Origin of the sequence: Thalassobacillus sp. B23F22_16, assembly GCF_043496955.1 — a bacterium.
In the GTDB taxonomy this organism is placed as follows: domain Bacteria; phylum Bacillota; class Bacilli; order Bacillales; family Halobacillaceae; genus Thalassobacillus; species Thalassobacillus devorans_A.
This window is the reverse complement of the sequence record NZ_JBIEKD010000006.1, coordinates 1-12,612: the sequence shown is the minus strand read 5'-3', so window position 1 is coordinate 12,612 and position 12,612 is coordinate 1. Positions and strand designations below refer to the sequence as shown.

At 41.0% G+C, this 12,612-nt stretch carries 12 protein-coding genes and 1 other annotated feature; all 12 genes read left to right on the top strand.

The genetic code is table 11. The features are described 5' to 3' along the window. Positions 1–31: 31 nt before the first annotated feature. The 12 genes from ACGTNI_RS06595 to greA all read left to right on the top strand — a co-directional run bounded on the left by ACGTNI_RS06595 (position 32) and on the right by greA (position 12,476). Positions 32–691 (top strand): tetratricopeptide repeat protein, encoded by a 660-nt coding sequence (locus ACGTNI_RS06595; RefSeq protein ID WP_394460964.1) that lies wholly within the window; start codon positions 32–34, stop codon positions 689–691. Between the two features lie 31 nt (positions 692–722). Continuing rightward, the gene (recD2, locus tag ACGTNI_RS06590; RefSeq protein WP_394460962.1) at positions 723–3,038 is read left to right on the top strand and encodes an SF1B family DNA helicase RecD2; all 2,316 of its coding nucleotides are present in this window, start codon (positions 723–725) and stop codon (positions 3,036–3,038) included. A gap of 338 nt (positions 3,039–3,376) precedes the next feature. Then, positions 3,377–3,553 (top strand): YrzR-like zinc ribbon domain, encoded by a 177-nt coding sequence (locus tag ACGTNI_RS06585; protein WP_093045502.1) that lies wholly within the window; start codon positions 3,377–3,379, stop codon positions 3,551–3,553. Positions 3,554–3,555: 2 nt separating this feature from the next. Beyond that, the gene (locus ACGTNI_RS06580; protein ID WP_394460960.1) at positions 3,556–4,617 is read left to right on the top strand and encodes an AI-2E family transporter; all 1,062 of its coding nucleotides are present in this window, start codon (positions 3,556–3,558) and stop codon (positions 4,615–4,617) included. 50 nt (positions 4,618–4,667) lie between these two features. Continuing rightward, positions 4,668–4,877 (top strand) — a binding site (T-box leader). Between the two features lie 201 nt (positions 4,878–5,078). After that, on the top strand, positions 5,079–7,706 hold the full coding sequence (alaS, locus tag ACGTNI_RS06575; RefSeq protein WP_394460958.1) for an alanine--tRNA ligase: 2,628 nt from the start codon (positions 5,079–5,081) through the stop codon (positions 7,704–7,706). 72 nt (positions 7,707–7,778) lie between these two features. Then, positions 7,779–8,045, top strand: a complete 267-nt coding sequence (locus ACGTNI_RS06570) for an IreB family regulatory phosphoprotein (RefSeq protein ID WP_394460956.1) — start codon at positions 7,779–7,781, stop codon at positions 8,043–8,045. Continuing rightward, positions 8,046–8,462, top strand: coding sequence for a Holliday junction resolvase RuvX (gene ruvX / locus ACGTNI_RS06565; RefSeq protein ID WP_394460954.1), 417 nt, complete (start codon positions 8,046–8,048; stop codon positions 8,460–8,462). Between the two features lie 14 nt (positions 8,463–8,476). Beyond that, positions 8,477–8,758 (top strand): DUF1292 domain-containing protein, encoded by a 282-nt coding sequence (locus ACGTNI_RS06560; protein ID WP_062446925.1) that lies wholly within the window; start codon positions 8,477–8,479, stop codon positions 8,756–8,758. Positions 8,759–9,067: 309 nt separating this feature from the next. After that, positions 9,068–10,204, top strand: a complete 1,137-nt coding sequence (gene mltG / locus ACGTNI_RS06555; protein ID WP_394460952.1) for an endolytic transglycosylase MltG — start codon at positions 9,068–9,070, stop codon at positions 10,202–10,204. A 256-nt stretch (positions 10,205–10,460) separates the two neighbouring features. After that, entirely contained in the window at positions 10,461–11,090 is a 630-nt protein-coding gene (locus tag ACGTNI_RS06550; RefSeq protein ID WP_394460950.1) for an O-methyltransferase, read from the top strand. A gap of 89 nt (positions 11,091–11,179) precedes the next feature. Then, the gene (gene udk / locus ACGTNI_RS06545) at positions 11,180–11,815 is read left to right on the top strand and encodes a uridine kinase (protein WP_394460948.1); all 636 of its coding nucleotides are present in this window, start codon (positions 11,180–11,182) and stop codon (positions 11,813–11,815) included. Between the two features lie 184 nt (positions 11,816–11,999). Further along, positions 12,000–12,476, top strand: a complete 477-nt coding sequence (greA, locus tag ACGTNI_RS06540; protein ID WP_085508947.1) for a transcription elongation factor GreA — start codon at positions 12,000–12,002, stop codon at positions 12,474–12,476. Positions 12,477–12,612: the final 136 nt, after the last annotated feature.

The window sequence follows — 12,612 nt, the reverse complement described above, 5'->3', positions numbered from 1 at the left end:
GTCTTTTCTTATGGAAAGAAAGGGGATAAACATGGATAAACTAGCTAAAGGTATCGAAGAGATGAAAGAGCATAATTACGAGCAAGCAGCCAAATGGTTTACGGAGGCGATCGATGAAAATCCTGAGGAACCATTGGGTTATATCAATTTTGGCAATCTATTACTGCATATGAAAGATTACGAGCGTGCCCAGCGTTTTTTTGAACGAGCAATTGAAAAAGACAGTCATGCCGCTACTGCGTATTATGGGTTAGGGAATACTTTCTATGACCAGGAGAACTTTGCGCGTGCACAAGAACAATTTCTGCGGGCGATTGAAGAAGGCTTAAATGAAGCTGATGTGCATTTCATGATGGGGATGACTTTCGTGCATCAGGACCATCAGCGCCTGGCGTTACCTTACCTGATGACAGCGGCTGAAATGGATGAACATGATATTGATATCCAATTCCAATATGGGCTATGTCTCGCTCAAAATGAAGATATTGAACATGCCGAAAATCAGATGAATCATGTGCTACAATTAGAATCGAATCATAGTGATGCTCATTACAACCTTGGAGTTATAGCCTTATATAAAGAAGATGCTGATACAGCCCTTAAGCATTTCAACCAAGCATTAAAGATACAGCCGGAGCACATGCTTGCGGCTAATGGAAAAAAACAGTTAGAAAATCTGTTAGATAACTAAAGCTGGGCAGGAAAGGAGAAGACGGATAGCAATGGAAACAAGTGAAGAGAAACAGCAGATTGAGGCGGGTTATATTAAAGGTAAGTTGAATCGGATGATCTTTCATAATGATTCCGAGCATTTTTCCATTGCTTCCGTCCGTATTAAAGACACGAATGAGCCACTCGAAGAAAAGGATGTTGTCATCAAAGGTCATTTTTCTCCCTTAGAAGAAGGAGAAAGCTACATCTTCCAAGGGAAAATACAACAGCATCCTAAGTTTGGGAAGCAATACCAGATAGACTTTTATCGTCGGGTGCTTCCAGAATCAAAAGATGGATTGATTGCGTATTTATCCAGTGACTTGTTCCAGGGTATTGGCAAAAAAACTGCAGAAAAGATTTATCAACAGCTTGGTAATCAGGCTGTTACGGCAATTTTGAATGATAAATCCGTATTAGATGACATCCCTGGCATGAAAAAGGAACAGGCAGACCGCCTTTATCATGCATTAAAGGAACATCAGGGGTTTGAACATGTGGTAATTCACGTATCAAAATACGGGTTCGGATTGAAAATGGCTCAGAAAATCTACGAGGTCTTCAAAGATGAAAGCTTGTCTATTCTACAGGAAGATCCCTATCAGCTTGTATTCCATGTAGAGGGATTTGGTTTTCATCGGGCAGATGAAGTGGCACGAGTGAATGAAGTGCCTTTCGACCACCCTACACGAATACGGGCGGCGTGTCTTTATATTTTGCAGCAAAGTTACCAGACGGGACACGTTTATTTGCCAACTCGTGAAGTATTAGAAAGTGTCGATCGTCTTTTGAACGGCAGTCAGCAGGAGATCTCTTTTGAAAACCTGTCCCATCAGTTAATACAAATGGGAGAAGAGGGCATTGTCCGTATCGAAATGGACCGTGTTTACCTCCCTTCCTTATTCCATGCAGAAAATGGATTTTGCCACCAATTAGAAAGAATTATAGCAAAAGATGTGGATGCTGATTACACACAAGCGGAATTATTAAAGATCATAGGCAAGGTAGAAGAAGAAGAAGCACTCAGCTATGGCCAGGACCAATTTCAGGCGATAGAAAAAGCGTTGCAATCAAAAGTGATGATTTTGACCGGGGGGCCTGGTACTGGAAAGACGACGGTCATTAAGGGGATTATTCGTGCCTACGCGGAATTAAATGAACTATCGCTTAATCCGGAAGATTATGATCAGGATCAGCCTTTCCCGTTTGTATTGACTGCACCCACCGGAAGAGCTGCTAAACGAATGACCGAATCCACTGGATTGCCTGCCAGGACGGTTCATAGGCTGCTGGGGTGGGATGGCAAGAATTCCTTTGAAAAAAATCAAAATAATCAGCTGGAAGGGAAACTTCTGATTGTAGACGAATTTTCTATGGTAGATATTTGGCTTGCCAACCAATTATTTCGTGCTATCCCTTCAGACATGCAAGTTTTAGTGGTAGGGGATGAGGATCAGCTTCCATCCGTTGGGCCCGGCCAGGTATTGACTGATTTACTAGCTTCGCAGCAGCTCCCATTTGTCCAACTGCAGGAAGTTTACCGGCAAAAGGAAGGCTCACGTATCATTCAGCTGGCTCATGAAATAAAAAATGACAGTTGTACTCTCCAGTCATTGCGAAAAGAACAGGATTTCACTTTTATCGATGCTGGGGAGAATCAATTAGTAGATGTTGTAACACAAATAGTCAAACGGGCAATGGATAAGGGGATTGAACGTCGTGAAATCCAGGTACTTGCACCAATGTATCGGACGCATGTAGGGATCAATAAACTAAATGAAGAAATCCAATGGTTAGTCAATCCGCCTAGTAAACAAAAAAGGGATATTAAATTCAAAGAGCTCGTCTACCGGACTGGTGATAAAGTGATTCAGCTTGTCAATCAACCGGAAGACGGTGTTTATAATGGAGACATTGGCGAAATTGTCGCGATTTTCAGGGAAGATGAAAATGTTGATCAGGTTGAACAGGTAGTCATTGATTTTGATGGAAAAGAAGTAGTCTATCCTAAGAAAGATTTATCTAATATCACACTTGCTTACTGTACTTCTATTCATAAATCGCAAGGGTCAGAATTTTCTATTGTCATAATGCCAGTAGTAAGAAGCTACCGACGTATGCTTCGAAAAAACCTTTTATATACGGCGATTACAAGAAGTAAGCGATCGCTGGTTATTTGCGGCGATAAGCAAGCATTCCTGGAAGGCGTCAAAACGGAAGACACCAACCTTCGAAATACGCATTTAAAAGAGAAATTGACAGAGAACAGCGCTACTCCAATTTCCGATGAGGAAGAAGAAGAAATCTCACCCTATGACTTTATGTAAAAATACAGCATCTAGTATTTTTAACTAAGAATTTTACACATAAACTCCCTTTAACTAAGACCTGGTTTCGAGATAGTGTGGTCCGTTACCATGAAAGGAAAAGGATGGGCAGGGACACGAGCCCTTCCCCACCGCCCCTTTTCCTCAAATAATGTCTCGAAATCAAGTCTTCGACTTTTCGGCCCTTTTGTTGAAGATTTAACAGAGCTCATTTATAAAGGGAAAGTGTGTATTTTCCATAATGGGATGCAGCAGTGAAAACAGTTTTAAATAGAGTATTACCATGTATAAACGAAGCTTTATCGGGACATGATAGGGGCTAAAAAGGAGTTTTTCTCTTGATTTGCCCTAACTGTCAACGGAAAGATATCGGAAAAGTCGGCACTAATCAGTACTATTGTTGGAATTGCTATATTGAACTATCCTATGAAAATGGCAGAATGAATGTCCATCAGATCGAAGAAGACGGCAGCTTAAGTTCTTTGAATGACTTGTTCTTCCAGGAAGCAGAATAAAGATGGAAGAGAAAATCAGACGCGCATTATACCGATTTGTGCTGCTGATCTTTATTCTATTAAGTTTATTTTTGCTGGCAAAGTTGTTTCCTTATTATAAGGGGATGTTGGTTGGCGTATGGAAGGTTCTTACACCTTTTCTAATTGCAGGTTTTATAGCATTTCTGCTCCATCCGGTCGTAGAGAAATTGCACGAACGCCATCTTCCGCGCTGGGCAGCGATTCTTGTAATCTTCTTTCTGTTTTTTGCAGGGGTGGGTTACGGGTTATATAAAGGTATACCGAGATTAATCAACCAATTAAGAGACCTGAATGCTCAAATTCCGGAATTTGCCGAAGGTTACCGAAACTTGATTTCACAAATCTATCAGCAAACATCTGATTTGCCGGAAAGCTTTCATGATCAGTTGACCGAGATTTTATACCAGCTGGAAACCTGGACGAACGAACGGGTGACAATGCTAATTGCGAGCTTCACTGGGATCATGGATGTACTAGTAGTGGCTGCTGTCATTCCTGTTTTGACATTTTATTTTCTTAAGGATATCGAACGGATTAAAGAGGCATGTAAGAAATTGACACCAAAACGGTTTCATTTCGAAGGGAAGACGCTGGTGCATGATATAAGCATTTCGTTAGGCGGCTATATACGAGGGCAATTTATTGTCTGTTTGTTCGTTGGATGCCTTTCTTTTATTGGGTTTTGGCTGATTGGAATTAATTATCCACTGCTTTTGGGCGTGGTAGTAGGGGCTACCAATATTATTCCTTACTTTGGGCCCCTGATTGGCGCTTTTCCCGCTGTTATTATAGCACTTACTACATCTGTGAAAATGGTAGTCTATGTGCTTATTACAATTATCGTTGTCCAGGTTATTGAAGGAAACCTGTTATCTCCATATATAGTAGGTAAAAGCATCCATATTCACCCGATACTTATCATCCTTGCTTTGCTTGTTGGAGAAGAGGCGGCCGGCATTCTGGGCATGATTCTGGCTGTCCCGATCCTAACCTGTATCAAGGTGATAGCAGAACACATATGGAGAGCAAAGGCCCCGCATTGACAACTACTGGATAGTTATCTATAATAACGCATATCAAAATCAATTTGTTATGGAATATGTTGACGGAACTGAGTATGCAGCAGACCATTCTTTAAGAGAGGGATTTCCTTGGCTGAGAGAGATCCTGGATGAAGGGCTGCAGAAGCTATTCCCGAGTGCGGTTAAAACCCGCCGGCCACGCACCGTTACCAGCGTCCAAGGTGATGGAGATATACTCCATAATCAGGGTGGTACCGCGGAAATGATACCCCGTCCCTGCTCAATAAGAGCAGGGACGGTTTTTTTATTTTTTTGTATCATCAGGAAAAGGTATCACCCGAAATTTTAAAAAACCATCCCATATTCTCTATAAATAACTTATGCGGAACAAGCTGTATTCCAGTTATTCCCACGAATTTGCAGATGGTTAATCAATGTTTACGCTTTAGTTGCTACAAGAATAATTCAGGAGGAATGAAAAGATGAAAAAACTGACTTCAGCAGAAGTACGCCAAATGTATCTGGATTTTTTCAATGAAAAAGGACACCGTACCGAACCAAGTGCCTCACTTGTCCCGCATGAAGATCCGACTTTATTATGGATAAATAGCGGTGTGGCAACATTGAAGAAGTATTTTGATGGAAGAGTGGTCCCTGAGAAGCCTAGAATCGTCAATGCGCAAAAATCTATCCGCACCAACGATATTGAAAATGTCGGGAAGACAGCACGCCACCACACTTTCTTTGAAATGCTCGGTAATTTCTCAATTGGAGATTACTTTAAAGAAGAAGCTATTCAATGGGGATGGGAGTTCCTTACTAGTCCGGAATGGATCGGGTTCGATAAAGATCTCCTATCGGTCACTGTCCACCCGGAAGATGATGAAGCTTATAACATCTGGAGGGATATAGTTGGTCTTCCGGAAGAGCGGATCATCCGATTGGAAGAGAATTTCTGGGATATTGGAGAAGGGCCGAGTGGGCCAAATACAGAGATTTTCTTTGATCGCGGCGAAAATTATGGGAACGATCCAAGTGATCCAGAATTATATCCCGGTGGGGAAAATGAACGGTATCTGGAAATATGGAACCTTGTATTTTCTCAGTTCAATCATAACCCTGATGACACGTATACCCCATTGCCAAAGAAAAATATTGATACCGGAATGGGATTAGAGCGGATGGTCTGTGTCATTCAGGATACACCTACTAACTTTGAAACGGATTTATTCATGCCGATCATCCAAGAAACAGAAAGGCTCGCTAACGTGAAATACGGGCAGGACACAGAATATGATGTGGCATTCAAAGTGATAGCCGATCATATACGTACTGTAGCGTTTGCGGTAGGTGATGGAGCTCTGCCTTCCAATGAAGGACGCGGATATGTGCTGCGACGTTTATTGCGACGTGCAGTAAGGTATGCAAAGCAAATTGGAATCCATGAGCCATTCATGTACAAGCTCGTTCCACAAGTTGCAGATATTATGATAGATTTCTATCCGGAAGTAAATGAAAAGCGGCCATTTATTCAAAATGTAATTAAAACTGAAGAAGAACGTTTCCATGAAACACTGAACGACGGACTTTCAATATTATCAGATATTATCAAGGAAGAAACGAACAAAGGTAATAATGTCTTCCCAGGTACAGAAGTCTTTCGTCTCTATGACACATATGGTTTCCCGAAAGAATTAACAGAAGAATATGTGGAAGAAGCAGGGTTTACCATGGATGAAGAAGGCTTCCAGAAAGAAATGGAAAAGCAGCGGGAGCGCGCTCGTAGTGCACGCCAAAAGTCGGACTCCATGCAAATCCAGGAAGGTGTACTTGGAGATGTTCAAGTTGAAAGTGAATTTATCGGCTATAATAACCTGGAAGTAGAAGCGAAGGTCGTGGAAATGATCAAAGAAAAGTCATTTGCAGACACAGCAGACTCAGGTGAGACAGCCTATATCTTTTTAGATCATACTCCTTTTTATGCGGAAAGCGGAGGTCAAATCGCTGATAAAGGATGGATAAAAAGCGATCAAGTAAGCCTGGAAGTGAAAAATGTGCAAAAAGCACCGAATGGTCAGCACATGCATGAAGTGGTAGTAACGGAAGGGAGATTAGAAAAGGGAGCAACAGTGACAGCTGTAGTGGATGCCTCGGCCCGTTCTTTTGTCGTGAAGAATCATACAGCTACACACCTGCTTCATCAGGCATTAAAAGATGTACTGGGCAATCATGTCAACCAGGCTGGTTCTTTGGTGGCTCCGGATCGTCTCCGTTTTGACTTTTCTCATTTCGGTTCTGTATCAGAAGAGGAGTTGCATCAAATCGAAGAAATGGTCAATGAGAAAGTCTGGGAGTCAATACCTGTACAGATCGAGTACAATTCTTTGCAGGAAGCGAAGGAAAAGGGCGCGATGGCTTTATTTGGTGAGAAGTATGGGGATGAGGTCCGTGTGGTTCAAGTAGGAGACTATAGCATGGAACTGTGCGGAGGTTGTCATGTGCTTAATACTGCTGAAATCGGCCTCTTCAAGATTGTCTCTGAGACAGGGATTGGAGCTGGTACAAGAAGGATTGAAGCAGTCACTGCAAAAGATGCTTATCAATATATGAACGGAAAAGAAACGCTTCTTAAGGAAGCGGCTGCACGTTTGAAGACAAAACCGGAGCAGGTACCTGAGCGAATTGACGTACTACATCAGGAATTGAAAGCAGAACAAAGAGAAAAAGAATCGTTAGCCAGTAAGTTTTCTAACCTTGAGGCGAGTTCCATTTTGAATGAAGTAGAAGAAGTCAATGGTATTCCTGTCCTTTCAAAACAAGTGAATGTCAAAGATGCAAATGCCCTTAGAAGCATGATGGATGAACTGAAGCAAAAGCTTGAATCAGGAATCATACTATTGGCAGCTTCGAATGGGGAAAAAGTCCAGTTAATTGCAGGAGTTTCCAAGGATCTTATCGAAGATGGTTACCATGCAGGGAAATTGATTAAAGAAGCGGCTGCTCGTTGCGGCGGTGGAGGCGGCGGTCGTCCGGACATGGCACAAGCTGGTGGAAAAGATCCATCGAAGATAGAAGAAGCGCTCCAATATGCAAAAGAATATGTTCAATAAACCCCGATGTTTTTCAAACTCCTGAATTAAGTATATAATGGAGTAAATCATAAAAAAGTGCGAGGTGTTAAGATGAGTTCAATGGACAAGACAATGAAATTTAATTTTTCAGAGGAGCCGTTTGAGCAGGATGTGCGTTCTGTACTACTTTCGGTACACGAATCGCTTAAAGAGAAAGGTTATAATCCGATCAACCAGATAGTAGGCTACCTGCTTTCCGGGGATCCAGCGTATATTCCTCGCCATAAAGATGCCAGGAACTTAATCAGGAAAATGGAACGGGATGAATTAATTGAAGAGCTGGTGAAATACTACTTGGAGGGAAACAAAGGTAAATAAATGAAAACAATGGGATTAGATGTCGGAGAAAAAACGATCGGAGTTGCAATCTCCGACGGTTTAGGCTGGACTGCCCAGGGTATTACAACAATTAAGTGGACAGAGCCGGACTTTGAAACGGCTATTGCCCCTTTAAAGGAACTCATCGATGAACATGAAGTATCCAAGGTAGTAATCGGCCTGCCAAAAAATATGAATGGAACGGTTGGGCCACGTGGTGAAGCCAGTAAGGAATTCGGGCAACAGTTAGAAAAAGCCTTCCAATTACCGATAGTTTACTGGGATGAACGTTTGACAACCATGGCTGCTGAACGTATTTTATTAAATGCAGATGTCAGCAGAAAAAAGAGAAAGAAAGTAATTGATAAGATGGCAGCCAGCATAATCTTACAGAGCTATCTGGATGCCAATCAATAAAGGAGTGGATTTGCATGGCCCTAGAAGAACAAGAGCGTATTATCATCCCTGATGAGAATGGGGAAGAACATCTTTTTGAGGTGTTATTCACCTTTGATGTGGACGAGACGAACCATTCTTATATTGCAGTAGTCCCAGCGGAACAAAAAGATGAGGAAGAAGTAGAAGTGTTCGCTTTCCGTTACGAAGAAAAAGAAGGCGATGACGATGATTTAGCTTTATATCAAATCGAGACAGATGAAGAGTGGAATATGGTAGAAGAAACATTGAACACGCTGACAGAAGAACAAGAATAAAAGAAAGCATAAAGCCTGCCCATAAGTCTCATTGGCTTACCGGGGCAGGCTTTTTTTATTTTAAATGGCTTTGAGACTGTACCTTATGTACTAATGGCGAGCTATCCGCGGAATAGGGACATTTCCCTTTTATTCTGCTTAAGGTGTCGTATCTTCAAAGAGGTAACTTTTTTGTTTATTCCGGGTAGAAAAGACAAAACCATTTGCGCATGAGACAACACAGGTACTCATCCTCTTTTGTCATTTACCCATAGAAAATATGGCGCTTTTTGTAGTATAATGTACCGGATGGATGAAGGAGGATGGCCAATGTCTGATTCGAACTTTAAAGATTTACATCAGAAACAAGTGAAAAAAAGAGGAGAAGAAGCAAGTACAGTACGTAAAGTCGTTGCTATCGTTTTAACCACATTGTTAGTTGTTTTCATTGGCGCTGGAATAGCCGGTTACTTATATATTAAATCAGCTTTAGAGCCCGTGGACCCGGAAGCAGAAGAAACAACCACTGTCGAAATTCCCCTTGGTTCTTCGACTTCTCATATAGCTAGTATACTTAAAGAGAACGACTTGATTAAGAATGAGATAATTTTTCGTTTTTATACAAAATTTAAAAATGAATCCGATTTTCAGGCAGGTGAATATCAATTTGCCCAATCCATGTCAATCGACCAGTTGACTGAATCATTGAAAACCGGAAAGGTAATAAGGGAACCGCTATTCCGGGTGACCGTACCCGAAGGAAGACAAATCACTCAAATAGCAGAGAGGTTTGCCGATTCAGAACATACCGATTTTACAGCTGAAGAATTTATGGATAAAGCAGATGACCCAGAGTATTTGGAAGATTTGATTGAACAATATCCGGAACTGTTGACAGAAGACATTACCAATAAAGATATCCGGAAACCATTAGAAGGATACTTGTTTGCTTCTACCTATGACTTTTATGAAGAAAACCCGAGCATTGAAGAAATTATAGAGAATATGCTGGCCCGAACCCAGGAAAATGTATTACCATACTTGCCTGAGTTGGAAGAGTTGGGTATTTCTACGGTTCATGATGCAATAACTATGGCATCGCTTATCGAGAATGAGGCTCCTACAGAAGAGGACCGAAAAAAAATCGCCGGCGTATTTTATAACCGTCTGGATGCTGATATGCCACTCCAGACAGACCCTACTGTTTTGTATGCACTAGGCAAGCACAAAGACAGAGTGCTTAACAAAGATTTGGAAGTGGATTCCCCCTACAACACCTATCAAGTAAAAGGGCTGCCAGTAGGACCAATTTCGAATTTTAATAAGAACTCACTGGAAGCTGCATTACAACCTGAAGAGTCGGATTATATGTATTTTGTGGCTAATAGTGAAGGAAAAGTCTATTATGCAGAAACATATGATGAGCATCTGGAATTAAAAAAAGAACATATCGATAGCCAACGTTAATCAGAAGGCTGTCTCATGAAAGGTGGAATGTCTGGGGGAAGGCACAAACATTGTTGCAGACAACGCCGCATGAGACAGTCTTTTTTATACGTTAAGAAGATATAACAGTAGTAAAGTAGCGCAGTCTTTTGTGTTGGCAGTCATCCTATTTTTTCAAATGTGAATGATGATAGTGAAGAAATTATCGGTTTATGATAAAATATTAGGGTTGTAAATCGAGATAAATGTTATAGGTTGGTAAAGGAGTGTTTGCAGAATGGATCGTACGGAAAAGTATTTAGAATCGCTGCTCCCGCCTTCCCCTTCGTGGGCGAAAGAAATGGAGGAATTCGCAAATGATAATCAGGTCCCTATTATGGAGCCTCTTGGGATTCAATATTTAATGCAATTAGTCAGAGTAACCCGTCCGAAACGAATATTAGAAATAGGGGCTGCCATCGGTTATTCTGCGTTACGCATGCTTGAAGCCCACCCAATGACCGAGATTGTCACCATAGAAAGGGATCCGGACCGCTTTAGTCAGGCCGAAGCCAACCTTGAAAAATTAGATAAAGACAACCATATTGATTTAATTTACGGCGATGCTCTGGAACTACAGGAACAGATTGCTCAAAAAGGCCCATATGATGTGCTATTTATTGACGCTGCTAAAGGGCAGTATAAAAACTTCTTTGAAAGTTACGCCCCTATGATAACCGAAAAAGGTATCATTGTGTCAGACAATGTATTATTCAAAGGTTATGTGGCAGGTAGAGATGACAATCCACGTATGCAGAGAATTGGTAATAAAATAAAAAAATACAATGAATGGCTCATAGAACATCCGAACTATCACACATCTATTATTCCGATTGGTGATGGTATAGCACTTACTGTAAAGAGGTGAAAGCAAAAGGCGAATTATCCTTCAAATAGTAAAAAAGTAGACCAAGCAGTATATTTATATAACATGATGCGAAGGGAGATCCACTAAGAATGTCAGAAAGGCCAGTAGTAATAGGCGTAGCCGGGGGCACAGGTTCTGGTAAAACCAGTGTCACCCGGTCTGTTATCCAACGCTTTGCAGATAAACCATTATTAATGATTGAACAGGATTATTATTATAAAGACCAATACCACCTGCCAATGGAAGAGCGGTTAAAAACGAACTATGATCATCCGCTAGCTTTTGACAATGATTTGCTCATTGAACATTTGAAGCAGTTAATCCAGGAGAAACCAATTGAAAAGCCGGTATATGATTATAAAATGCATACCAGATCGGATGAAACCATTCATGTAGAACCGAGGGAAGTTATTATTGTAGAGGGGATACTTGTATTAGAAGATAAGCGCCTTCGCGACTTGATGGATATTAAAGTATTTGTAGATACCGATGCCGATGTCCGCATTATCCGCCGATTAATGAGAGACATCAAAGAAAGAGGAAGGTCCATTGATTCAGTAATCGAACAGTACATCAATGTGGTACGTCCGATGCACTTGCAATTTGTAGAGCCTACAAAAAGGTATGCGGACATCATTATACCTGAAGGCGGGCAAAATCACGTAGCAATTGACTTAATGGCTACTAAAATCAAAACTATCCTGGAAGAACGCAGCGAGAAATAATTGGTAAAAAGAGTTGAAAAGTCTTATGAAATCTGGCATAGTTTTGTTTAGTAGTTCTAGACAGATAAACTCCTCGATAAAATGAAGTATAATCAAGCCTGCGTGCACATTTTAGATGTGCCGCTCATTTTTATAGTGATATTGGGGACAGACAATTAAGTTGGGATAAAGGAGTGTTTGTTACATGGCTGAAGAAAAAAGCTACTATATGACACAAGAAGGTAAAGAAAAACTAGAGAATGAATTACATTATTTAAAGACAGAGCGACGTCAAGAGGTAGTAGAACGAATAAAAGTTGCTCGTGATTTCGGTGACTTGTCGGAAAACTCCGAGTATGATTCAGCTAAAGACGAGCAGGCTTTTGTGGAAGCTCGAATCGCTCAAGTTGAAAATATGATTCGTAATGCGGTAATCATCGAAAATGATAACCAAAATCCTAACATGGTTTCTTTAGGTAAATCAGTTACATTCCAGGAGCTTCCTGAAGGTGATGAAGAAACTTATACGATTGTAGGAAGTGCGGAAGCTGATCCTTTTGAGGGTAAGATTTCTAATGATTCTCCAATGGCAAAGAGTCTGATAGGCCATGAAATAGGCGAACAGGTGACTGTCATGACACCTGGTGGAGAAATTGAAGTTAAAATTGTTAGTGTAGAATAGAATAACATTAAGAGGCTGGGACAAAACCCAGTAATTTAAACAGAAAGTGGTCCGCATCATTTTGATGCGGACCACTCTTTTTATGGTTTTCTTTTATTTTAATAAGAATATAAGGACAACCTCTGATAAAATTAAA